The organism is Streptomyces sp. NPDC045899, from assembly GCF_056431485.1.
Genome location: NZ_JBWKKP010000001.1, coordinates 61337 through 84768 on the forward strand (window position 1 = coordinate 61337; position 23432 = coordinate 84768).

21 protein-coding genes and 1 riboswitch are annotated in these 23432 nt (G+C 73.5%); of the genes, 12 read left to right on the forward strand and 9 right to left on the reverse strand.

Annotated elements, in window-relative coordinates; translation table 11 throughout:
* Positions 1 to 4: 4 nt before the first annotated feature.
* Entirely contained in the window at positions 5 to 964 is a 960-nt protein-coding gene (gene rsmH / locus AC07FT_RS00290) for a 16S rRNA (cytosine(1402)-N(4))-methyltransferase RsmH (protein ID WP_471195768.1), read from the reverse strand.
* A gap of 406 nt (positions 965 to 1370) precedes the next feature.
* Here rsmH and AC07FT_RS00295 point away from each other — a divergent pair, with 406 nt between their 5' ends.
* From AC07FT_RS00295 to AC07FT_RS00310, 4 genes are all read left to right on the forward strand, one after another.
* Positions 1371 to 1925: a beta-class carbonic anhydrase gene (locus AC07FT_RS00295; protein WP_479172770.1), complete on the forward strand. Its 555-nt coding sequence runs from the start codon at positions 1371 to 1373 to the stop codon at positions 1923 to 1925.
* A 203-nt stretch (positions 1926 to 2128) separates the two neighbouring features.
* Entirely contained in the window at positions 2129 to 3220 is a 1092-nt protein-coding gene (locus AC07FT_RS00300) for an AAA family ATPase (protein ID WP_479172772.1), read from the forward strand.
* The gene (locus tag AC07FT_RS00305; protein ID WP_471195760.1) at positions 3220 to 4605 is read left to right on the forward strand and encodes a DUF58 domain-containing protein; all 1386 of its coding nucleotides are present in this window, start codon (positions 3220 to 3222) and stop codon (positions 4603 to 4605) included. Before AC07FT_RS00300 ends, AC07FT_RS00305 begins: the two co-directional genes overlap by 1 nt.
* A 40-nt stretch (positions 4606 to 4645) precedes the next feature.
* Entirely contained in the window at positions 4646 to 7066 is a 2421-nt protein-coding gene (locus tag AC07FT_RS00310; protein WP_479172774.1) for a transglutaminase TgpA family protein, read from the forward strand.
* 504 nt (positions 7067 to 7570) lie between these two features.
* On the opposite strand, the gene AC07FT_RS00315 is transcribed toward AC07FT_RS00310, so the two are convergent.
* The 3 genes from AC07FT_RS00315 to AC07FT_RS00325 form a co-directional block, all read right to left on the reverse strand.
* The gene (locus tag AC07FT_RS00315) at positions 7571 to 7963 is read right to left on the reverse strand and encodes a DUF3040 domain-containing protein (protein WP_432013344.1); all 393 of its coding nucleotides are present in this window, start codon (positions 7961 to 7963) and stop codon (positions 7571 to 7573) included.
* A gap of 270 nt (positions 7964 to 8233) precedes the next feature.
* Positions 8234 to 8992, reverse strand: coding sequence for a methyltransferase (locus tag AC07FT_RS00320; RefSeq protein WP_479172776.1), 759 nt, complete (start codon positions 8990 to 8992; stop codon positions 8234 to 8236).
* A 165-nt stretch (positions 8993 to 9157) separates the two neighbouring features.
* Positions 9158 to 9670: an SAV_6107 family HEPN domain-containing protein gene (locus AC07FT_RS00325; RefSeq protein ID WP_471195750.1), complete on the reverse strand. Its 513-nt coding sequence runs from the start codon at positions 9668 to 9670 to the stop codon at positions 9158 to 9160.
* Positions 9671 to 9883: 213 nt separating this feature from the next.
* On the opposite strand from AC07FT_RS00325, the gene AC07FT_RS00330 reads away from it, so the two are divergent.
* The 4 genes from AC07FT_RS00330 to AC07FT_RS00345 all read left to right on the forward strand — a co-directional run bounded on the left by AC07FT_RS00330 (position 9884) and on the right by AC07FT_RS00345 (position 15399).
* Positions 9884 to 10744, forward strand: coding sequence for an ATP-binding cassette domain-containing protein (locus AC07FT_RS00330; RefSeq protein ID WP_479172778.1), 861 nt, complete (start codon positions 9884 to 9886; stop codon positions 10742 to 10744).
* The gene (locus tag AC07FT_RS00335; RefSeq protein WP_479172780.1) at positions 10716 to 12800 is read left to right on the forward strand and encodes a YhgE/Pip family protein; all 2085 of its coding nucleotides are present in this window, start codon (positions 10716 to 10718) and stop codon (positions 12798 to 12800) included. The genes AC07FT_RS00330 and AC07FT_RS00335 overlap by 29 nt, the downstream gene beginning before the upstream one ends.
* 77 nt (positions 12801 to 12877) lie before the next feature.
* Positions 12878 to 13501: a TetR/AcrR family transcriptional regulator gene (locus tag AC07FT_RS00340; RefSeq protein ID WP_479172782.1), complete on the forward strand. Its 624-nt coding sequence runs from the start codon at positions 12878 to 12880 to the stop codon at positions 13499 to 13501.
* 365 nt (positions 13502 to 13866) lie between these two features.
* The gene (locus tag AC07FT_RS00345) at positions 13867 to 15399 is read left to right on the forward strand and encodes a phytoene desaturase family protein (protein ID WP_479172784.1); all 1533 of its coding nucleotides are present in this window, start codon (positions 13867 to 13869) and stop codon (positions 15397 to 15399) included.
* 24 nt (positions 15400 to 15423) lie between these two features.
* Here AC07FT_RS00345 and AC07FT_RS00350 read toward each other — a convergent pair whose 3' ends face one another.
* From AC07FT_RS00350 to AC07FT_RS00370, 5 genes are all read right to left on the reverse strand, one after another.
* Entirely contained in the window at positions 15424 to 16437 is a 1014-nt protein-coding gene (locus AC07FT_RS00350) for a hypothetical protein (protein ID WP_479172786.1), read from the reverse strand.
* Positions 16438 to 16474: 37 nt separating this feature from the next.
* Positions 16475 to 17395, reverse strand: coding sequence for a methylenetetrahydrofolate reductase [NAD(P)H] (metF, locus tag AC07FT_RS00355; protein WP_471195733.1), 921 nt, complete (start codon positions 17393 to 17395; stop codon positions 16475 to 16477).
* A gap of 153 nt (positions 17396 to 17548) precedes the next feature.
* The gene (gene thiE, locus AC07FT_RS00360; protein WP_479172788.1) at positions 17549 to 18244 is read right to left on the reverse strand and encodes a thiamine phosphate synthase; all 696 of its coding nucleotides are present in this window, start codon (positions 18242 to 18244) and stop codon (positions 17549 to 17551) included.
* A gap of 85 nt (positions 18245 to 18329) precedes the next feature.
* A complete protein-coding gene (locus AC07FT_RS00365; RefSeq protein ID WP_254743163.1) occupies positions 18330 to 18695 on the reverse strand; it encodes an Rv2175c family DNA-binding protein in 366 nt (121 codons plus the stop codon).
* Between the two features lie 126 nt (positions 18696 to 18821).
* Positions 18822 to 20003, reverse strand: a complete 1182-nt coding sequence (locus tag AC07FT_RS00370; RefSeq protein WP_479173349.1) for an NAD(P)/FAD-dependent oxidoreductase — start codon at positions 20001 to 20003, stop codon at positions 18822 to 18824.
* 229 nt (positions 20004 to 20232) lie between these two features.
* Positions 20233 to 20346, forward strand: a riboswitch (TPP riboswitch).
* On the opposite strand from AC07FT_RS00370, the gene thiO reads away from it, so the two are divergent.
* The 4 genes from thiO to AC07FT_RS00390 all read left to right on the forward strand — a co-directional run bounded on the left by thiO (position 20338) and on the right by AC07FT_RS00390 (position 23415).
* Positions 20338 to 21540: a glycine oxidase ThiO gene (gene thiO, locus AC07FT_RS00375; RefSeq protein WP_479172791.1), complete on the forward strand. Its 1203-nt coding sequence runs from the start codon at positions 20338 to 20340 to the stop codon at positions 21538 to 21540. Its footprint overlaps the riboswitch before it by 9 nt.
* A complete protein-coding gene (gene thiS / locus AC07FT_RS00380; protein WP_254743168.1) occupies positions 21537 to 21737 on the forward strand; it encodes a sulfur carrier protein ThiS in 201 nt (66 codons plus the stop codon). Before thiO ends, thiS begins: the two co-directional genes overlap by 4 nt.
* Before the next feature lie 3 nt (positions 21738 to 21740).
* Positions 21741 to 22586 carry a thiazole synthase gene (locus tag AC07FT_RS00385; protein ID WP_479172793.1) on the forward strand — a complete coding sequence of 282 codons (846 nt, stop codon included), beginning with the start codon at positions 21741 to 21743 and terminating at the stop codon, positions 22584 to 22586.
* Positions 22587 to 22956: 370 nt separating this feature from the next.
* On the forward strand, positions 22957 to 23415 hold the full coding sequence (locus AC07FT_RS00390; protein WP_479172794.1) for an SRPBCC domain-containing protein: 459 nt from the start codon (positions 22957 to 22959) through the stop codon (positions 23413 to 23415).
* Positions 23416 to 23432: the final 17 nt, after the last annotated feature.

Consider the following 23432-nt stretch of genomic DNA (forward strand, 5'->3'; position numbering starts at 1 on the left):
TCGCTCACAGGGCCTCCTCGCGGATGCGCTCCGCGCCGCGCAGACGGGCCGGGGCCGCGCGGCGGTTCTCCGCGATCTCCTCCTCGGTCGGCAGCTCCGCACCGCGGGTGAGCAGCTTCAGCCGCGGCTGGTAGCGCTCGGGGACGACCGGGAGGCCCGGCGGGGCGGTGTTGGTCGCACCCGCCGCGAACACCTGCTTGACCAGACGATCCTCGAGTGAGTGGTACGACAGCACGGCGATCCGGCCGCCGACCGCGAGCGTCCCGACGGCCGCCGGGACGGCCCGCTCCAGGATCGCCAGCTCACCATTGACCTCGATGCGCAGCGCCTGGAAGGTGCGCTTGGCCGGATTGCCGCCGGTCCGCTTGGCGGCCTGCGGCAGCGCGTCGCGGATCAGCTCCACGAGCCGGGCGCTGTTGCTGAACGGCTCCTTCGCGCGCTCGCGCACCACGGCGTCCACGATCTTCTTGGCGAACTTCTCCTCGCCGTAGCTGCGCAGGATCCGCACCAGGTCGCCCGGTGGATAGGTGTTGAGCACCTCGGCGGCGCTGACCCCGGTCGTCTGGTCCATCCGCATGTCCAGCGGGGCGTCCTGCGCGTAGGCGAAGCCGCGCCCGGCCTCGTCCAGCTGCATGGACGACACTCCGAGGTCGAAGAGGACTCCCTGGACGCGCGGTACGCCGAGGCGCTCCAGCACCTCGGGCAGTTCGTCGTAGACGGCATGGACGAGCGTCGCCCGGTCGCCGTAGGGAGCCAGCCGCTCACCGGCGAGCCGGAGGGCTGCCGGATCGCGGTCGAGGGCGATGAGGCGGGCCGCCGGGAAGCTACTCAGCAGCGCCTCGCTGTGGCCGCCGAGCCCGAGGGTGCAGTCGACCACGACCGCACCGGGCTGGGCGAGAGCGGGGGCCAGCATGTCCAGACAGCGCTGGAGCATGACGGGAACATGGAGAGCGTTACTGCTCATTGCGCTGCTCGTGCGCCCTTCTGAGGGTCGGGCGAGGAGGGTACGCACCTCCGGGTCCCCGCCCGCTCTGAAGGGGAAGCGGCCTACTGGCGCCGGGGAAGTGACGTCAGGCGACCGGAGCGGGAGGAGGCCGAGGGGTACGTACGCACCGCGCTCACGCGAAAATCCGGAATCCAAGGGGAGCGTCACGCCTCCCACTTCGCGCCACTTTAGTCCACTCGTCCCTTCGGTCAACCAACCGGTTCGCGCGTTCCGCCACCGGCGCACACGCCGTCCGCAGGGGCGCGCCCGGCGGGGGCGCGGGGGTGTGGATCGCATCACAATCACCCCTTCGGCGCACCTGATGCCCTCGTTTGCGCAGCCTAAAGAAAGGACAAAGTCCCCTGGTGGGACTACCGTCGTGGCCATGTCGATAGCAGCGCCGCAGCCTCAGGAATCCGCCGACCGCGACGCCCACTCAGGAGGTACGGTCACCGACCGCCTTGTCGAAGCCAATCGGCGGTACGCCGACACGTTCAAGGACCCCGGCATGGACGCCCGCCCCGTGCAGCGCGTCGCCGTGGTCGCCTGTATGGACGCACGACTCGATCTGCACGAGGCGCTCGGCCTGGAGCTGGGCGACTGCCACACCATCCGGAACGCGGGCGGCGTGGTGACCGACGACGTCATCCGCTCCCTGACCATCAGCCAGCGCGCACTGGGTACCCGCAGCGTGGTGCTCATCCACCACACCGGCTGCGGTCTGCTGAACCTGACCGAGGACTTCCGGCACGACCTGGAGAACGAGGTGGGCCAGCGGCCGTCCTGGGCGGTCGAGGCGTTCAAGGACCTCGACGGCGATGTACGCCAGTCGATGCAGCGGGTGCGCACCTCCCCGTTCCTGCTCCACACGGACGACATCCGCGGCTTCGTGTTCGACGTCAAGACGGGTCTGCTGCGCGAGATCGAGCCACGCGGCTGAGAGGGATTTACCCCCCGAACTCGTGCAGAGGTGACAAATAACCCCCGGTTATCCACAGCCGAGTGACGCGAGGCCGCGAAGACCGCAAGAATGCGTATGTGACATCGCCCCCCGCACCCTGCGGGGGGATCGATGCCAGCGTATGCGGTGGGCCGGTCCGTTCCCGAGGGCAACGGCCCTGAGAACGGGCCGAGGAGGGCCGGGTGACGACCTATGACGAGCGAGCGAGCCTCAGCGATCTGACCACGACAGCGGATCGTGTCCGCCAGTCGGTGGAGGGTGTGATCGAGGGCAAGCCCGAGGTCGTGCGGCTTTCGCTGACCGTGCTGCTCGCCGAGGGACATCTGCTGATCGAGGATGTCCCGGGCGTGGGCAAGACCATGCTCGCCAAGGCACTGGCGCGGTCGATCGACTGCACGGTGCGCAGAATCCAGTTCACGCCGGATCTGCTGCCCTCGGACATCACCGGGGTGAGCATCTTCGATCAGCAGCGCAAGGAATTCGAGTTCAAACCTGGCGCGATCTTCGCTCAGATCGTGATCGGTGACGAGATCAACCGCGCCTCCCCGAAGACCCAGTCGGCACTGCTGGAGTCCATGGAGGAGCGCCAGGTCACCATCGACGGCGAGAGCTACCAGCTGCCCAGCCCCTTCATGGTGGTGGCCACGCAGAACCCGGTCGAGATGGAGGGCACCTATCCGCTGCCCGAGGCGCAGCGGGACCGTTTCATGGCGCGGGTGTCCATCGGCTACCCCAGCCCGCAGGCCGAGCTGGAGATGCTGGACATCCACGGCGGTGTCTCCCCGCTGGACGACCTCCAGCCGGCCGCCCACGCCCATGACATCGTCAAGCTGGTCGAGGCGGTGCGCTCGGTGCACGTGGCCGAGCCCGTCCGGCGGTATGCGGTGGACCTGGTGTCCAGCACCCGCAACCACCCCGATCTGCGGCTGGGCGCCTCGCCCCGTGCCACCCTGCACCTGCTGCGGGCCGCCAAGGCGGCGGCCGCGCTGGCCGGGCGGGACTACGCGCTGCCGGACGATGTCCAGGCCCTGTCGGTGCCGGTGCTGGCGCACCGGCTGCTGCCCACCGCACAGGCCCAGCTGAACCGCCGCACCTCCGAGCAGGTGGTCGCCGAGATCGTGCAGCGCACCGCGGTGCCCACGGCCGCCCCGCGCGGCGTGGGCGCCGTGCCGCAGTCGGGCCCCGTACCGCCCTCCTCCGGCCCCATGCCGCCGGTGCCGCCCGTGCCGCCGACCGGTTACGGCCAGCAGCACCCGGGCGCGCGGAGGCTGTGATGACGGCAGGGGGGATGGACGCGGACCCCGATGGCTCCGATGAGGAGGAGAAGGGAGCGCTGCGGACCGCGCTCGCCGGGCTGACGACCCGTGGCCGGTCCTTCCTCGCCGCCGGAATCGCCGCCGCGGTGTGCAGCTATGTGCTGGGCCAGGCGGATCTGCTGCGGGTGGGGCTGCTGCTCGCCGCACTGCCGCTGGTGTGCGTGGCCGTGGTCTACCGCACCCGGTACCGGGTGGCGGGCAGCAGACGGCTGTCGCCCGCCCGGGTCCCGGCGGGCTCCGAGGCCCGGGTGCATCTGCGGATCGACAATGTCTCTCGGCTGCCCACCGGGCTGCTGATGCTCCAGGACCGCGTTCCGTATGTGCTGGGGCCGCGCCCCCGCTTCGTACTGGACCGGGTCGAGCCGGGCGGCCGCCGTGAGGTGTCCTACCGGGTCCGTTCGGATCTGCGCGGCCGCTATCCGCTGGGCCCGCTCCAGCTCCGGCTGAACGACCCGTTCGGGATGTGCGAGCTGACCCGCGCGTTCAGCGCCTACGACACGCTCACGGTGGTGCCGCGGGTCGAGCCGCTGCCCGCGGTGCGGCTGACGGGCGAGGCCGCGGGATACGGGGACGGTCGCCACCGCTCGCTGGCGCTGGCCGGTGAGGACGACGTGATCCCGCGCGGCTACCGGCACGGCGACGATCTGCGCCGGGTCCACTGGCGTTCCACCGCGCGCTACGGCGAGCTGATGGTCCGCCGGGAGGAGCAGCCGCGGCGCGCCCACTGCACCGTGCTGCTGGACACCCGGTACACGGCCCATCAGGGCTCGGGACCGGATTCGGGCTTCGAATGGGCGGTCTCCGGCGCAGCCTCGGCCGCGGTCCACCTGCTGGAGCGCGGCTATGCGGTGCGGCTGCTGACCGACACCGGGAGCTCGGTGCCCGGTCCCGACGGCGGGGGCGGTTTCACCGGTTCCACCCATGACTCGGCGGAGACGGCCGGGCTGATGCTGGACACCCTCGCGGTGGTGGACCATTCGGACGGCGCCGGGCTCTCCGCCGCGTATGACGTGCTGCGCGGCGGCGGTGAAGGGCTGTTGGTGGCCTTCTTCGGCGATCTGGACGAGGAGCAGGCGGCGCTGGCCGCCCGGATGCGGCAGCGCACCACCGCCGCGGTGGCCTTCGTCCTGGACGGCGCGGCGTGGGCGCGCGGCGTGCCGGGCGCGGGGCAGCATCTGCTGGAGGATCGGCTGCGGCGGCTGCGGGAGGCGGGCTGGACGGCGCTTCCGGTGGGCCCCGGCGCCTCACTGCCGCAGCTGTGGCGGCATGCGGACACCATGGGCGCGGCGACCACCGACGCAGGGCCGCCGGTGGTCGGCGGGATGACAGGGAGCTGGTCATGAGTGACGCAGGCGCGGCGCGGGTGACGGAGGGGGGCGCGGGATGAGCGGAAGTGTTCGGCTCGCGATATGCGCGACCCTCGCCACGGTGGCGGCCGGCTGTGCGCTGCTGCCGCTGGTGGACGCGTCCGGCTGGCTGGTGCAGGCGGTGCTGCTGCTGACGGTCCAGAGCGCGGTGGGCGTGGCCGCCCGCCGGGTGCCGCTGGCCCGCCCGCTGACCCTGGTGGCCCAGGCCCTGACCTCGCTGGTGCTGCTCACCCTGGTCTTCGCGCGGGGTCAGGCGCTCGGCGGACTGCTGCCGAGTCCGCAGGCCCTGCACGAGTTCACCCTGCTGCTGCGCGCGGGTGCGGACGACGTCGGGCGGTACGCCATCCCGGCGCCGCTCACCGACGGCATCCGGCTGCTGCTGGTCGGCGGCGTGCTGGTGATCGGCCTGGTGGTGGACGCCCTGGCCGTCACCTACCGCAGCGCGGCCCCGGCCGGGCTGCCGCTGCTGGCGCTGTACTCGGTGGCCGCCGGGCTGTCCGACGACAGCGGCGACTGGCTGTGGTTCCTGGTGGCCGCGGCCGGATATCTGGTGCTGCTGCTGGCCGAGGGCCGGGACCGGCTGTCCCAGTGGGGCCGGGTGTTCAGCGGCGGCGCCCGCCATCCCGGCGGCGCGCCACCCTCGGGGCTGGCCGGGGCCGGTGGCGGCCAGACGCTCGCCGCGGTGCGCAACGGCCGCCGGATCGGTGTGCTGGCCCTGGGCATCGCGCTGGCGGTGCCCGCGGCACTGCCCTCCCTGGACGGCGGGCTGCTGGACCAGAAGAACGGCGGCAGCGGCGCGGGCAGCAGCGGCGGCACGATCTCCGCGGTGAATCCGCTGGTGTCGCTCCAGGACAGCCTGAACCAGCCGGAGAACAAGGAGGTGCTGCGGTACCGCACCTCCTCCCAGACCACCCAGGACCTCTATCTGCGGATCGTCGCGCTGGACAAGTTCGACGGCACCTCGTGGAAGTCCTCGGAGCGTCATGTCACGGACGTGCCGGACCAGATCCCCGCGCCGATCGGGCTGGGCCCCTCGGTGCGGGTCTCCTCCATCGACACCACCATCACGGCCGCGGACTGGTACGCGCAGAACTGGCTGCCCCTCCCCTACCCGGCCTCCCGGGTGGAGATCGACGGGCGCTGGCGCTATGAGCCGGAGGGCCGCACGCTGGTCGGCGACCGCGGCCAGACCACCCGGGGCGCGCGCTACCGGGTCAGCAGCCTGCTGGTGGAACCCACGGCCGAACAGCTGGCCGGGGCCCCGGCGCCGCCCAAGCGGCTGCTCCGCGAGTACACCGAGGTGCCGGAGTCGCTGCCGCCCGTGGTCTCGCGCACGGCTCGCCAGGTCACCAAGGGCGCGGACAACACCTACCAGAAGGCGGTCAAGCTCCAGGACTGGTTCGCGGTGAACGGCGGGTTCCGTTACGACACCCAGGTGCAGTCCGGCAGCGGCTCGGCCGCCATCGTCCGCTTCCTGAAGCAGAAGGAAGGCTTCTGCGTCCACTTCTCCTTCTCGATGGCGGCGATGGCCCGGACGCTGGGCATCCCGGCCCGGGTGGCCGTGGGCTTCACCCCCGGCACCACCCAGGCGGACGGCTCGGTCTCGGTCGGGCTCAAGGACGCGCACGCCTGGCCCGAGCTGTACTTCGAGGGCGTCGGCTGGACCCGTTTCGAGCCCACCCCGAGCCGTGGCACCCAGCCCGACTACACGATGGAGCAGACGCCCACCGACGAGCCCAGCGAGGAGCCCTCGGACGAGCCCAGCGCCTCCACCGAGCCCTCGGCCGCGCCGACCACCGCCGACACCTGCCCCCCGCGGATGAAGAAGGAGGGCGGCTGCGAGGCCCCCGCGGCCCAGCAGCCGGACAGCGGTTCCTCGGGCGGCGGCTGGTCCGCGTCCAAGGTCGCCGGCTGGGCCTCACTGGCACTGCTGCTGCTCGTGGTGCCCCTGCTGCCGATGGTGTGGCGGCGCCAGGTCCGGTCCCGCCGCCTGAGCGGCTCCGCCGGCCGCACCGACCAGGACGCGGCTGACCGCACCCTCGCGGCCTGGTGTGAACTGGTCGATTCGGCCTGGGACTTCGGCGTGGTGCCGGACGACTCCCAGACCTCGCGGAACGCGGTGGCCCGCATCGTGCGGATCACCGGTCTCGAGGGCGAGGCGGCCGAGGCGGCGCACCGGGTGGCCACGGCGGTGGAGCAGGTGCTCTACGCACCGCGTCCGCGCCCGGTCGCGGGGGTCGCGGACGACGTCCGCCGGGTGCTGGCCGGGCTCCGGTCCGGCGCCACCCGCTGGGAGCGTCTGCGTGCCCTGCTGCTGCCCCGCTCGGCCGCCCGGCTGGTCTGGGCGGCCGCGGACCGCCGCGCCAGGCTGGTGAGCCGCTGGGCCACCCCCAGCTGGCCCCGCTGGGCCACCCGCCTCCGCAACCAACGAGGCTGACCCGCCCCCGCTCGCCCCGCTCCGGCCCCGCCCCGGAGCGGGGCGAGCGCGTATGCGGGGCGTGCCCGTCAGCGGGGAGCCGGGCTCTGGCCACGGGCAGGACGCGAGACGGACGACCCAGCTCCGGTCGACGCGGAGCGTCGCGGCCCGGGCCTCGGCGAACACCCACGACAGGAACGGCAGCACGCGGGCCCGTGCCCCGGCGACGGCCCGCCCGCCGTCCGGGCTCCGGGCGGCGGGCCCGTGTCGCCGTACCGCACAGCCGCGGGGTGCGGGAGCCGGTACCCGCGAACAGGGCGGCCGCACCGGCCCGGCACCACCGCCCGGGGCGCGGGGGCGGCAGGGCCTCGTGTCGCCGAACCGCGCAGTTCCACGGCTCGGGGACCGGTGGCCCGGAGGGCTGCCGCCCTGGCCGGGGAGGCGGCGGCGCGCCGGGGCGCACGGAGGAGGGGCGACCACCGGATGGTGGTCGCCCCTCGGCGTCTCAGTGGTGCTCGGTGGTGCTCAGTGGCCCTGTTCATCGCGGCGGCGCTGCCACCGCTCCTCGATACGGTCCATCATCGAACGACGCTGACGGCTCTGACGGCGGGGGGCCGCCGCGCCGGGGCGCCGTGCCTCACCGGGCTTGGGCGCCTTGCGCCAGCCCGTCACCGCGAGCACCGCACAGCCCAGCATGATCAGGAATCCCACCACGCTGATCCACGTCTTCGGGAGGATCACTCCGACCATCAGGAGCGCGATGCCCAGCAGAAAACCCGCGACCGCCAGGTAGACCCGTCGCCGGGTGTACGTGCGCAGGCCGCTTCCCTCAAGCGCTGTCGCGAACTTGGGATCTTCGGCGTACAGCGCTCGCTCCATTTGCTCGAGCATGCGCTGCTCGTGCTCCGAGAGCGGCACGGAGTCCTCCTACTCGTCGGTCGCGGGGGGCGACCGGGTGCGACCCTTTCAGGATAGGCAGGGAATCGCCCCCGTGAAACCCGCCCCTCAGCGCCAATTCGCCCACCGTTCCATCCGTAGCGAAAGTTGACGCTGAGACGTCCATTCCCCTCCCGCCGATTCACCATGCCGGACGGTGTACCCCGATCATACGGGGCCGAGAGGCCTGTCGGGGGGCCTGTGGCCTACTCCACCTGGTCCGTCCTTCCGGCGGCCGTGCAGGTGGGAGGGTCAGTCACGCTCGGCGAGCACATGGAGCTGGGTCGCGACGGAGTGGAAGGCGGGCAGCTCGGCGGCGGCGGCCTCCAGCTGCAACAGCGCGTCCAGGGCCCCGGGCTCGGTGTCCACCAGCACTCCGGGCACCAGATCGGCGAAGACCCGCACCCCGTGCACCGGGCCGACCTCCAGCCCGGCCCCCGCCACCAGCGCGGTGAGCTGCTCGGCGGTGAAGCGGCGCGGCATGGGGTCTCCGGTGCCCCAGCGGCCCTCAGGATCGGTCAGCGCCTGCTTGGCCTCGGTGAAGTGCCCGGCGAGGGCACGGGCCAGCACGGCGCCGCCCAGCCCCGCGGCCAGGACGCTCAGCGTCCCGGCCGGGCGCAGCGCGGCCACCGCGTTCCGCAGGCCCTCGGCGGGGTCGTCCACGTACTCCAGGACGCCGTGGCACAGCACCGCGTCATAGCCGCCGCGCTCGACCACGTCGAACAGTCCATGGGCATCGCCCTGCACCCCGCGCACCCGCTCGGCGACCCCGGCCTCGGCGGCCCGCCGCTCCAGGGCGAACAGCGCGTTCGGGCTCGGGTCTACCACCGTGACGCAGTGGCCGAGGCGGGCGACCGGAACGGCGAAGTTCCCGCTGCCGCCGCCGGTGTCCAGCACATCCAGCGCCCCGTCCCGGCCGGTGGCCTTGGCCCGCCGGTCCAGGGCCGCTTCCAGGACCTCCCACACCACGGCGGTACGGAGGGACGCTCGGGGGCGCTGCGGGTCTGACACGGCGGGTGGCTCCTCGGCGCGGTGCCGCCACCGCCCGGGGGCGATGACGACGACTTACTGACGTCGGCCCCAGCCTATTGCCTCCGGGGCCCCGGGCCGCCCACAGGCACCGGGCACATCTCACCCGCCGGACCGGAACCACTCCCCCCGGCCCCCGCCGGGCGCTCACCTCCCCGGTGGCGCCTGCTGGGGGAGCACGGGCTGGAGCTGGAGCATCCGCTCGACCAGCCGCAGGAACACGGCCGCGTCACGTAGCAGGTCATCGGCGTCCCGCCGGGTGGCCGCGCCCTGTATGCCCGCCTCGGCACGGGCCCGGCGGTCGGCGCCGGAGGCGAACAGCGCGCACCATTCGGTGAGTTCGGGGGCGGCCTCCGGCAGCACCTCCCAGGCGCTGCGGATACGGGCGCGGCGGCGGGCCGAGGGCTCGGGCCGTCCCCGCACCGCGAGCACGGCCGCGGCCGTGCGCAGGGCGGCCAGATGGGCCGTGGAGTACGCCTCGTTGGGGGTTTCGAGGCCGGCAGCCTCCTCCAGCCCCTGATGGGCCTGGGCGAGCAGATCGAGGGCGGCCGGCGGGGCGGCCGCGCGGCGCAGCACGGGGTGGACGTCGGTCGCGGGGCCGGTCAACGAAGGGGCGGGGACGGCGGCATGGTGCCGGCGCGCCGCGGCGGTACTGGCCATGACGAACCTCCTGTCGTCGCGTGGCGGTCGGTCGTGTGGTAGAGCGACCGCCGTATGGGGCCATCGTGGGGCACACCACTGACAATCGCCCCTGACCTGCGCGGATGACCCCGGTGCGGCAACCGGGACGAGCTACCCCTATTCTTGCTTTTGAACTGACTGGTCAGTTCAATTTTTTCCGTACTCCAGCATGCGCAGAGGGGAGTGGTTCTTGTGGAGGGCACCCCGGACCAGGGGACCGGGGCGGCGGTGACGGCCGAGGGACTCGGCGTCAAGGGCTCGCGCGGCTGGGCGTTCCGCGAGGTCGCCCTGACCGCGGAGCCCGGAGCGCTGATCGCGGTCGAGGGCCCCTCCGGCTCCGGTCGCACCTGTCTGCTCCTCACCCTCACCGGACGGATGCGCCCCGCCGCGGGGCGGGGCAGCGTCGGTGGTTTCCGTGTTCCCCAACAGATGGCGCGCATACGCCGGATCAGCGCACTGGCCCATGTGCCCGGGGTGAGCGAGCTGGATCCGGTGCTCACGGTGGCCGAGCACCTGCGGGAACGCGCCCTGTTGCAGCGCCGGTTCGGTGACACCGCACGCGGGCTGCTGCGGCCCCGCCGCGAACGCGCCGCCGCCTCCCGGGCCGCGATCGACACCGCGGTACGGGCCGCGGGGCTGGACCTGGAGACGCTGCCCAAGGGGCCGCGCACGGCCGTACGGGACCTCGAACGGCTGGAGGCGCTGCGCCTCTCGGTGGCCCTCGCACTGATCTCCCGGCCACGGCTGCTGGCCGTCGACGACACCGATCTGAAGCTCTCGGACACCGAACGGGACGAGGCGTGGGCCCTGCTGCGGGAGCTCGCGGCGAGCGGCACCACCGTGCTCGCGGTGTGCAGCCAGGCCCCCCAGGACGCCGTGGTGGTGTCGACCCGGCCGGCCGAGGCGGCCGACGGCGGCACTCCGGATCCCGTCGACGGGACCGGGCACGAGCGCGAGGACGACGAGGACCGCGCGGACGACGAAGAGCGCGCGGACGCGCACGAGCACGAGGAGGGGGCGGCGGATGCGCTCGCCGAAACTGGCCGCGCTTGAGCTGAAGCGCTTCGGCAGGGGAAAGATGCCCCGGGCGGCGCTCGCCGCCCTGCTGCTGCTCCCCCTGCTCTACGGCGCGCTCTACCTGTGGTCCTTCTGGGACCCCTACGGCAAGCTGGACAAGATCCCGGTCGCCCTGGTCAACGCCGACGAGGGCGCCACCGTGAAGGGCAAGAGCCTGCACGCCGGTGACGACATCACCGGGAAGCTGCTCGACAGCGACACCTTCGACTGGCACACCACCAGTGCCGCCGACGCCCGCGACGGTGTGGCCGACGGCCGGTACTACCTCTCGCTGACCGTGCCCCCGGACTTCAGCGAGCGGATCGCGTCCAGCTCCGGGAAGTCTCCGGAGACCGGTGCCCTCCAGGTGCGCACCGACGACGCCAACAACTACATCGTCGGCCAGATCTCCCGCTCGGTCTTCACCGAGGTGCGCGCCGCCGCCTCCACCAAGGCGTCCCGCGGCTTCTACGACAAGATCTTCATCTCCTTCTCCGACATCCACGGCAAGACGGAGAAGGCCGCCAAGGGCGCCGACAGACTGGGTGACGGCATCTCCAAAGCCAGGAAGGGCGCGGGTGACCTCGCCAAGGGCCTCGGCAAGGCGAAGAAGGGCAGCAAGGACCTCACATCCGGGCTCGGCAAGCTCAACAAGGGCGCGGGCAGGCTGGAGAAGGGCTCGGGCAAGGTCGCCGAGGGCACCCAGACCCTCTCCGACAAGGTCAATGACGTCTCGGTCAAGGTCGGTCCGTTCCTGAAGAAGAACGGCACGGAGATCGGCAGGGTCTCCCGGCTGGTCGCCAACGCCGCCAAGACCGCCTCCGACCAGCTCGACACCCTCCCGGAGACGACCTCCGGCGCGGCCACCAAGGCCCGCACGGCGGCCGACGACCTGGCGGCCGACTACCGCACCCGCTGCACGGGCGTGGTGACCCTCGACCCGGACTGTCCGGCGCTGAAGAAGTCGGTGGCCGCGGCGGACACCGCCGCCGATGTGGCCGAGCAGGTCGATGAGCTGGTCCAGGACAACACCGATCAGCTCGATCTCCTGGGCACCCGGCTGGACGATCTGCACACCAAGGCGACCTGGCTCGCCGACAACGCCCCGCACCTCGGCAAGGACCTCGACTCCGCCGTGCGGAAGATCAACGCGCTCAACTCCGGGGCGCACAAGGTCGCCAAGGGCGCCGGCACCCTGCACACCGGGCTGACCACCGCCAAGACCGGCGCGTCCGACCTCGACCGGGGCGTCGGCACCCTGCACAGCGGCGCGAACACGCTGAACGGCGGGATGTTCCGGCTGGTCGACGGTTCCGGTGAGCTCTCCGGCGGACTGCACGACGGCGCCGCGAAGATCCCCGACTACGACAAGCACGACCGGGACCGGCGCACCGACGTGATGTCGGACCCGGTCCAGCTCGTCAACCAGGCGATGCACAAGGCACCCAACTACGGCACCAGTTTCGCCCCGTACTTCATCCCGCTCTCCCTCTGGGTGGGCGCGATGGTGGCCTACATGCTGATCCAGCCGCTCAACCGGCGCGCGCTCGCCGCGGGCGCCGCCTCCTGGCGGGTGGCGCTGGCGGGCTGGCTGCCGGTCGCCGCGATCGGAGTGCTCCAGACGGTGGCCCTGATGGCCGTACTGCACTGGGCGATCGGCCTCCAGATGGCGCGCGCGGCGGGCACCATCGGCTTCCTGACGCTGGTGACGGCGTGCTTCGTGGCGATCGTGCAGTGGCTCAACGCCCGTTTCGGACCGGCCGGGAGAATCCTGGTGCTGGCGCTGCTGATGCTCCAGCTGACCTCGGCGGGCGGCACCTATCCGGTGCAGACCAGCCCGCACTTCTTCAACGTCATCCACCCCTTCCTGCCGATGAGCTACGTCGTGGACGGGCTGCGCCGCCTGATCACCGGCGGTGGGCTCGGTCCGGTCTGGCTGGCGTGCGCGGTGCTGATCGGCTACACCGTGGCCGCCCTCGCCCTCACCGCCTGGTCGGCGCGGAACAAGCAGGTGTGGTCGGTCGACCGGCTGCATCCGGAGCTGACCCTGTGAGCCCCGGTCCGGTGGACGCGGCTCCCGGCACCCGGCCTGTGCGCGGGGCCACGTACCCACCGGGCACAATCGGCGCCATGGACAGCAGCAACACACGCCGCCAGGCCACCCGGCAGAAGCTCTTCGAGGCAGCGGTCACCCTCATCGCGGAACAGGGCTTCTCCTCCACCACCGTGGACGAGATCGCCGAGCGGGCGGGGGTCGCCAAGGGCACGGTCTACTACAACTTCGCGAGCAAGACCGTCCTCTTCGAGGAGCTGCTGCGGCACGGTGTGGAGCTGCTGACCACGTCGCTCCAGCACGCCTCCGACGAGAACGCCGAACGCGGCGGCGGCCATGTGGACGGCCTGGACGCGATGATCCGGGCCGGGCTGCACTTCATCTCCCGCTATCCGGCCCTCACCCAGCTGTACGTGGCCGAGCTGTGGCGCACCAACCGCGCCTGGCAGTCCACCCTGATGATGGTCCGGCAGCGCGCCATAGCGGTGATCGAGGCCGAGTTGCGGGACGGTGTGACCGCGGGCGAGCTGAGCGAGGACATCGACATCCCGCTGACCGCCTCGGCGCTGTTCGGCATGGTCCTGGTGGCCGCGCTGGACTGGCAGTCGTACCAGCCCGAACGGTCGCTGGACGATGTGCACGCGGCGCTCTCGCTGCTGCTCCAGGGCCGGGTGGGCGGCGGCGCCGTTGCCCCGGGCTGACGGCTCACCAGGACACGCGGACACGGCAGAAGGCGCTGTCCCGGCGCGGTTTCGACCCCCATCGGTCCCGCGCCGGAACAGCGCCTCCCCCCGTAACTCCCCCGTAAGAGCCACCGTGGCAGCGGTGGCTCCCCCGTACGCCCCCGGTATGTCCGGGCCCCCGCCGTTCCGCCGCCCCGTGTCGGCGGTCCGGCGAGCGCCCTTCCGTGTGCTCCACTCTCCCGTCCGGACGGGATCCGGCCCATCCGCGCGGCTACTCATCTCCCGGTCTGAGTACGCGTACTCAGACCCCCCGCGCTCCTCCCCACGGCCGTGCCCCCGGCCACCGTCCACCGGTGTCCGCGGCGGCGGATAAAGTCGTGGTCATGGCACGGATTGCGGTGATCGGCGCGGGGATGGGCGCCATGGCGACGGCGGCCCGGCTGGCCGTCGCGGGCCACCAGGTGGTGGTCCACGAGCGCGGCGCGACCCACGGCGGCGGGGTCGGGCGCTTCGAGCGCGACGGCTTCTCCTTCGACACCGGCCCGGGGCTGCTGCACCTGCCCGCCGTCTACCGGGACCTGTTCGTGAAGACCGGCAAGGAGCCGCTGGAGCGGAGCGTCGAGCTGGTCCAGGTCGATCCGGCCGCCCGCCACCTCTTCGCCGACGGCACCGCGCTGGTGCTGCCCAACGCCTCGCACGGCGGGGTGAGCCAGGCCATGGACGCCGCCCTCGGCGCGGGCGCGGGCGAGCGCTGGAGCGATCTGGTCAACCGGGCCCGTGAGGTCTGGGACGCCACCCGCAGACCGCTGCTGGAGGAGCCGCTGCGCGCCGACTGGCGGGTCCTGGGCCGCGATCCGTATCCGGCCGCCCCGGTGCGGCGCTGGTACGGCGCCCGGCGCCCGGCCACCCTCGCCGATGTGGCGCGGCGCGAGCTGAGGGACCCGCGGGCGGTCGCCCTGCTGGAGAGCCACGTCCTGGCCCACGGCCTCGACCCGCGCACCGCCCCCGCCGCGGCCACCGTGCTGCCCTATCTGGAGCAGACCTTCGGCACCTGGTACGTGCGCGGCGGGATGCGGGCCCTGGCCGACGCGCTGTACGAGCGCTGCCGCCGGCGGCGCGTGGAGTTCCGGTTCGGCGCCGAGGTCATCCGCGTCATCGAGGAGAACGGCCGCGCGGCGGGCCTGGAACTGGCCGACGGCACCGCCGTGGAGGCGGACGCGGTGGTCGCGGCCGTCGACCCGGCGCTGCTGCCCGGGATGCTCGGCGGACGGCACCCCTGGGACGAGGGCGACGTCTCCCCCGAACTCGGCCCCGGCAACGGCACCCCGGGCCGTCTCACGGTGTATCTGGCGCTGCGCGGGGCCCGCCCCGCGGACACCCCGCACCGCACCGTGGTGCACGCCCCGGACCGCACCGCGGAGCTGGCCGGGGTCTTCGGTGACGGCCGCGCCCTGCGCAAGCCCTGTCTGCGCCCCACGGTGACCGTGCTCCGCCCGGACGACCCCACGGTGTGCCCGGACGCGGACCACGAGGCGGTCACGCTCACCGCCGTGGTCGCCCCGCACGGCCCGGTGGACTGGACCGACCGCGAGGCCGCCGAGGACGACGCGGACGGTCTGATGACGGCGGCCAAGATGGTGATCCCGGACCTCGCGGAACGGGTGCTGTGGCGGGAGGTCCGCACTCCGGTCGACACCGAGGCGGACACCGGCGCACGTGGTGGCGCGGTCCCCGGCCCGGCGCTCGCGGGCGCCGGGGGCCGTCTGCTGCGCCCGGCCAACCTCACCCGGCTGCCGGGGCTGTACCTGGCGGGTGGCTGGGCCCATCCGGGCGGCGGTCTGGCCCATACCGGGATGTCCGGCGCGCTGGTCGCCGGTCTGATCGTCGAGGGCGAGGACTTCCGCGGTTCGCAGTGACGGGCGCTCAGGCGCCCCGGGCGCTCAGTAGCGGTACTGCTCGTCGTAGCCCTGCTGGAACCCCGGCTGCTGGTAGGGGTACGGCTGCTCGGCCGGGGGCTGGGTCTCCCCGTCGCGCTGCTGCGGGACCCAGGTGCCGCCCGGCTGCATCGCGTCACCGCCCGGGGCGTACTGGCCCTGTGCCGGGTACCCGCCGCCTGCCGCCCAGTGGTCACCGGTGAGCGGATCGCCGCCCAACGGGTCGGTGCCGTACGGGTCCTGCCCGTAGGCGGCGTACGGATCGGCGTACGGCTGCTGGCCGTACGGCTGCGCCTGTGCGTAGGGGTCGGCGTGCGGCTGCTGCTGGGGCTGGGCACCGCCGTACGGATCGCCGTACGCCGCGTACGCCTCGTTGCCGTAGTCGTAGGCGCCCTGCTGACCCTGCGGGGCCTGCTGCTGGCCCATCTGACCCATCTGGCCCGCGTCGGCGTACGCGCCCTGGCCGTAGGCGTGGCCCTGGCCGGTGTCCTGTGAGCCATAGCCGCCGTAGGTCTCGTAGGCGCTGTAGCCGTCGTCGGCGCCCCCGCCGTACGCCGCCGCCCCGGCGGGCTGGGAGGGCGCGAAGGGCGAGGCATCGTCGTAGACGCCGTACTCACCGGTGTCGTCGGGCATCGGCTCGGGCCGGTAGGTGGGCGGTTCCATGGGGGCGACCGGGACGTCCTCCAGGTCCGAGACCTGGAGGATCGGCTCCGGCTCGGGCGGTCCGGCACGCTCCTCGTCCCGGCCCCGGCTCAGCCCCGGCAGTCCGCCGCGCAGCGCCCACCCGGCCGCGAAGCCGCGCCGGAACGAGAGGGTCACATAGGTCTGGCCGGTCGCGAAGGCGACCGCGCCGATCACGATCACCAGTACGGACGGGACGAGCACCCCGGCCACCACGCCGAGGAAGCCGACGAACGCCAGCAGCCGCCAGCGCAGCCGCGCCTTGTACTGCAGCAGGACCTCGCCCAGCAGCCACAGCGCGACGATCCCGAACGCGATGTAGAGGACCGTCCAGCCCATGCCCGCCCCTCTCAGTGCGGCCGCCCGTCGGCTGCCGTTACGAGGACCGCTGATGCAGTCCCAGGTTCTCGTAGATTTCCAGCGTCGCCGTGGAGTGGTTCAGGGTAATGAAGTGCAGCCCGGGGATCTCCTCGGCCATCAACCGCGCACACAGCTCGGTGGCGTAGTCGATCCCGATCGAGCGTACAGCGGCGGCGTCGTCCTTGACGGCCAGGATCCTCTCCGCGAGCTCGGGCGGGAAAGCCGCATTGCTGAGCTTGGCGAACCGCTCGATCTGCCGCACGTTCGTGACCGGCATGATTTCAGGGATGATGGGCGTCGTACAGCCCGCTGCGGCCACTCGGTCGCGCAGCCGCAGATAGTCCTCCGGGTAGAAGAACATCTGCGTGATGGCGAAGTCGGCGCCCGCCCGGCACTTGTCCACGAAGTGGCGGACATCGGTGTCCCAGTCCGCGGAGCGGGGGTGCATCTCGGGGAAGGCCGCGACGCCCACGCAGAAGTCGCCCGACTCCTTGATCAGCCGGACCAGCTCGATGGCGAAGTCCAGGCCCTCGGGGTGCCGGACCCACTCCCCCAGCGGATCGCCCGGCGGGTCGCCGCGCAGCGCGAGCATGTTCCGGATCCCGGCGTCGGCGTACTGGCCGATGATGTTGCGCAGCTCGGCGCGGGAGTGGCTGACCGCGGTCAGATGGGCGACGGGGGTCAGGGTGGTGTCGGTCGCGATGCGCTCGGTGGCGCGCACCGTGCCCTCGCGGGAGGAGCCGCCGGCGCCGTACGTCACGGAGACGAAGGTCGGCGAGACGGCCTCCAGCCGGCGGATGGCGTTCCACAGCGTGTGCTCACCCTTCGCCGTCTTGGGGGCGAAGAACTCGAAGGAGTACGACTGCTCGCCCGACGCGAGCAGATCACGCACGGTCCGCGCGCGATCGGTCCTGGTGGAAGCGGTGCCTAGGGCCATATTGGGAAGGTTAGCCAGCGGGGTGGACCACGCCCACCCGAGAGGCCGATATTTACCTTTTGCCGGGGGCGCGTCCCGCAGTGCGGACACCCCCGCCGTCCGCCCTCACCTGCGTCGCAGCCCAGGAGCGGCCGTCCGGTCCGCCCGGTGGAACTATGCCGCCCGGATCCGCTTGGCCAGCCCCGCCGCCGCCTCCGCCGGGTCGTCGGCGGCGGTGATCGCCCGGACCACCACGATCCGGCGCGCCCCCGCCTCCAGCGCCTCGTCCAGGTTGGACGCGTCGATACCGCCGATGGCGAACCAGGGGCGGGCCGGGCGCAGCGCGGCCGTGTACCGCACCAGCGACAGCCCCGGGGCGGGGCGGCCCGGCTTGGTGGGGGTGGGCCAGCAGGGGCCGGTGCAGAAGTAGTCCACACCGGGCTGGGAGACCGCCGCGTCCACCTCCGCCTCGGCATGGGTGGAGCGGCCGATCAGCACGTCCCGGCCGAGGATCGCGCGGGCAGCCGGAACCGGGAGGTCGCCCTGGCCCAGGTGGAGGACATCGGCGCCGATGGCGTGGGCGACGTCCGCGCGGTCGTTGACGGCCAGCAGGGTGCCATGGCGGCGGCACGCCTCGGCGAGCACGGCCAAGTGGTCCAGTTCCTCGGCCGCCTCCATGCCCTTGTCACGGAGCTGGACGATGTCCACCCCGGAGGAGAGCACGGCGTCCAGGAACTCCGGCAGGTCGCCCTGGCGCTTCCGGGCGTCGGTGCACAGGTACAGCCGGGCGTCGGCGAGCTTCTCCCGGACGGAGCCGGCGGACGCGGACGGGCCGGCGGAGGTGCCGGTGGACGGGCTGGTGGCGGCCATGGGTGTGGCGGGTCCCCCCGGGTCGGCGGCGTACGGGCGGGATCCATGCCCCGCCCGTACGCCGAGGTGATGATGCGGAACGCGGTCAGACGGCCAGGGCCTGCGCCCGGCGCTTCACTTCCGTGCCGCGGTTCTCGGTCAGGGCCCGCGCCGGGGTGCCGGGCAGGGTCGGGTCAGGGGTGAAAAGCCACTCCAGCATCTCTTCGTCACTGAAGCCGTCGTCCTTCAGAAGCGTCAAGGTCCCCACGAGGCCCTTGACGACCTTGCCGTCACCGATGAACTCCTCGGGCACCTGGAGGACCCGGTTCTCGCCGCGGCGCACCGCGATCAGCTGGCCTTCCTTGACCAGCTGCCGGACGCGGGTCACCTCGACACCGAGCTTCTCGGCGGCGTCGGGGAGCGTGAGCCAGGCGGGGACGAGAGCATCGATCTTTGCGTCAATCTCGGTCACGGGAACAAGCCTGCCATCTGGGACTGACAGTGGGTAGCCGGGTGTCCGCCGTGCGGGCCGCACCGCCCGTCCCGCACGGCCCCCGCCCCCCGTCACGCCCCGCGCCGGCGGGACGCACGGGAACGGTCAGGAAACGGCGGACTTCAGCGGCACCGAGGGGTCCGTGGCCCGGGTCCGGTCCAGCCGGGCGCCGCGTTCGATCAGCTTGCGGCCCTGGGCCAGATCGCGCGGACGGCCGACGGCCAGCAGGGCGACCAGCGCCCCGTCCCGCAGCCAGCAGACCGCCCAGGACGCCCCGGCCGGATCGCCCCGCCACACCAGTTCGTCGGCCTCCTCGTGGTGACCCGCGTACTGGATGAACCGCCCGAACTGCTCGGACCAGAAGTAGGGCACCGGGTCGTAGACCGCGACGCCGGTGTGGGCGGCGGTCCGGCTGCCCACGACGTTGGCGGCGACCGTGCGCGGCCCCTGGAGCGCGTTGTCCCAGTGGTGCACCAGCAGCCGGGTGCCGTAGCGCGCGGAGGGGAAGGACGCGCAGTCGCCGACCGCGTAGACGTCCTCCACCGAGGTGCGCAGCCGTTCGTCGGCGGCGACGGACCGGTCGTCCGCCAGTTCCACGCCGGAGCCCGTGAGCCAGCCCGTGGCGGGCCGCGCCCCGATCCCCACCACCACCGCGCCCGCCCGCAGCCGGGTGCCGTCGCCGAGCAGCAGCCCGGTCTCGTCCACGCCGTCCACCCGCGCGCCGGTGACCAGGGTGGCGCCGTAGTCCGCGTACCAGCCGGCCATCGGCGCGGCCACCTCGGCCGGGAGGGCGCCCGCCAGCGGCCGGTCGGCGGCCTCGACGACGGTGACCGCGCAGCCCGCCTCCCGGGCGGCGGTGGCGAACTCCGCGCCGATCCAGCCCGCCCCCACCACCACGATCTCGTGCTGCCGGGCGAGCACCGGGCGCAGCCGCTCGGCGTCGTCCAGGGTGCGCAGCAGGTGGACGCCGGGAACGCCCTCGCTGCCGGGCAGGGCCACCGGCTCCGCGCCGGTGGCGAGCACCACGACGTCGTAGGGCACCGGTCCGGACTCGGTCTCCAGCCGCTTCGCCCCGGCCTCCAGCGCGGAGACCGTCACCCCGAGCCGCAGCTCGATGCCGAGGGCCTGGAAGTCCACGTCGAACGCGGACCCTTCGGCCTTGCCGAGCAGCACGGCCTTGGACAGCGGGGGCCGGTCGTACGGCTGGTGGGGTTCGGCCCCCAGCAGCAGGATCTCCCCGGCCCAGCCCTCCTCGCGCAGCGCGACGGCGGTCTGCACCCCCGCCATGCCCGCGCCGACGATCACCACGCGCTGCCCGCTGCCCACCGTGGACGCCGTCCTCGTCGTCTCATCGCTCACACGATCACTGTATGGCGGTACGCGGGGCGCACCGCAGAGCGCGGGGCGAGATCTCCCTTACAAGATCGGCGCGGGGATGGGCGGGTTGCCGCCGTGATTCCCGGCTCGTCCGGTTCGCCCTTCCGGGCCCTTCGGGGCTCGTACTAGGGTGGCGCCACAGAGCACTCGCGGGAGTTCGGACGCACCGGGCTGAGAGGGAGGCTGGGACGGCCTCCGACCGTACGAACCTGATCCGGGTCATGCCGGCGAAGGGAGAGGCAGTATGCCCATGCGCGCATCGGTCACCGGGGGGACCTCGTACGACGCCCTGGTCATCGGGGGCGGCACCATCGGTCTGGTCACCGCCTGGCGGGCGGCCCAGCGCGGGCTGCGCACCGCGCTCGTGGACCCGGCACCGGGCGGCGGGGCGGCCATGGTGGCGGCCGGGATGCTGGGATCCGTCGGCGAGTTCCAGTACGGCGAGCACGCGCTGCTGGATCTCAACCTCGCCTCCGCGGCCCGCTATCCGGAGTTCGTGGCGGAGGTGGAGGAGGCGGGCGGCCAGGAGGTCGGCTACCGCGCCTGCGGCACGCTCATGGTGGCGCTCGACGCCGACGACCGCGCCCATCTGCGCGACCTCCACGAACGGCACCAGCGCCACGGGCTGCCCGTGGAGTGGCTCACCGGACGCGAATGCCGCCGTCTGGAGCCGATGCTGGCCCCCGGCGTCCGCGGCGGGATGCGCATCGACGGCGACCACCAGGTGGATCCGCGGCGGCTGACGGCGGCCCTGCTGCGCGCCTGCCAACGGGCCGGGGTGGTCCTCCACCGTGTCCTGGCCGAGCGGCTGACGGTCGGCGGGGGCCGCGCCACGGGCGCCGAGCTGGCCGACGGCACCCGGCTGTCCGCCGGGCAGACCGTCCTGGCCGCCGGGAGCCGGAGCGCGCGGCTGGCGGGCGTGCCCCCGGAGGTGCTGCCGCCGGTGCGTCCGGTCAAGGGCCAGGTGCTGCGGCTGACCGTGCCCGCCCCCTGCCGGCCGTTCCTGTCCCGGGTGGTGCGGGCCGTGGTGCGCGGCACCGACGTCTACCTCGTCCCGCGGCTCGACGGCGAGCTGGTGATCGGCGCCACCTCCGAGGAGTCCGGCTGGGACACCACGGTCACCGCGGGCGGGGTCTACGAGCTGCTGCGCGACGCCCATGAGTTGATCCCCGGCATCACCGAACTGCCGCTCGTGGAGAGCTGTGCCGGGCTGCGCCCCGGCTCCCCCGACAACGGCCCCTTCCTCGGGCCGACCGCGCTGCCGGGGCTCCAGCTGGCCACCGGCCACTTCCGCAACGGCGTCCTTCTCACCCCGGTCACGGGCGATGTCATGGCCGAGGCGCTGACCGGCGGAGAACTCCCGCCGGTGGCGCGCGCGTTCACCCCGCACCGGTTCGACGGCGCCGCCCGGTCCCCGATCACCGCACCACAGGAGCAGCCCGCATGACCGTCTCCGTCAACGGGGAACCCCGCGAGATCACCGAGGGCACCACCCTCGACCTGCTGGTGGCCACCCTCACCCGGGCGCCCTCGGGCGTCGCCGCGGCCGTCAACGAGACGGTGGTGCCGCGCGGCCAGTGGCCGCTGACGGCGCTGGGCGAGGGCGACCGCGTCGAGGTCCTCACCGCGGTCCAGGGAGGCTGAGCCATGACCACCACCACGAGGGACACCGCGGCCGCCGGGAACGGGGCCGCCGCGCCCGCCGCCGACCCGCTGACCATCGCCGGGACCGCGTTCGGCTCCCGGCTGATCATGGGCACCGGCGGGGCGCCCAGTCTGGAGATCCTGGAGCGCGCCCTGCTCGCCTCCGGGACCGAGCTGACGACCGTGGCCATGCGGCGTCTCGACCCCACGGTGCAGGGTTCGGTGCTCTCCGTACTGGACCGGCACGGCATCCGCCCGCTGCCCAACACCGCGGGCTGTTTCACCTCGGGCGAGGCCGTGCTGACCGCGCGGCTGGCCCGGGAGGCGCTGGGCACGGACTGGGTGAAGCTGGAGGTGGTGGCCGATGAGCGCACCCTCCTCCCCGACCCCGTGGAGCTGCTGGACGCCGCCGAGACCCTGGTGGACGACGGTTTCACGGTGCTGCCGTACACCAGTGACGACCCGGTGCTCGCCCGGAAGCTGGAGGACGTGGGCTGCGCCGCGATCATGCCGCTGGGCTCGCCCATCGGCTCCGGCCTCGGCATCCGCAATCCGCATAACTTCGAGCTGATCGTCGAGCGGGCCACCGTGCCGGTGATCCTCGACGCGGGCGCGGGCACCGCCTCGGACGCCTCGCTCGCGATGGAGCTGGGCTGTGCCGCGGTGATGCTCGCCTCGGCCGTGACACGGGCCCGGGAGCCCGCCCTGATGGCGGCGGCGATGCGGCACGCGGTGGAGGCGGGGCGGCTGGCCCGCCGGGCGGGCCGGATCCCGCGCCGCCACTTCGCGGAGGCGTCGTCCCCGGCGGAGGGCAGGGCCGCGCTGGACCCGGAGCGGCCCGCCTTCTAGGGAGCCGGGCCCCGGCGTCGTGATGCGGCCGGGCCCGCGACCGCCGGACCTGCCGCGCGGGGCACCCCCGGACGGAGTCCGGGGGAAGGACCCGCCCGGACCGGCCGCGCCACAGCGGCACCGCCCAGCGGTAGCCGGGGGCAGCCGTGCCAGGGCGGGCGAGCGGGACGGACCCCGGCTGACGCGGCACCGCTACCGCGTCACGCGGACCGGACCGGGTCGGCCCCGCGGTGTCGGTGCCGACGGCGGGCCGTGTGGCTCGCGTCGCCGGGGCGGGAGCGAGCCACACGGCCCGGCCGGGCCCTCCCCGGCGGCTCGTCGCGTCATGGGCACGGCGCCCCGCCTACCGTGGAAGCCGGAGGTGGTCGCCGTGACCGTGACCGTGGCCGACCAGATCGAGCGCGAGGTGTACATCGCCGCGCCCGTCGACCGGGTGTGGCGGGTGCTGACGACGCCCGAGCACATCCGCGCCTGGTACGCCTTCGGGGGCTGTGAACTGGAGCTGCGCCCCGGCGGCATCCTCCGCTTCCGCTGGGACGAGCACGGCGAGTTCCACGGCCGGGTGGAGAAGGCGGTACCGGACGCCCTCTTCCGCTTCCGGCTGGCCCGGGAACCGGACCGCCCCGGCACCGAGGCGGGCGACGCCACCCTGGTGGAGTTCCGGATCGCCCCGGAGGGCGAGGGCACCCGGCTCCGCCTGACGGAATCCGGGATCCGCGCCCTGGACGTGTCCGAGGAGGCCAGGGCACGGCACGCCGAGTACGCCGCCCTGGCCTGGACCTCGGCCCTGGAGGAGCTGGCCGCCCTGGCCGCCGCGTCGCACAACTGACCCACAGGTGTCACCGT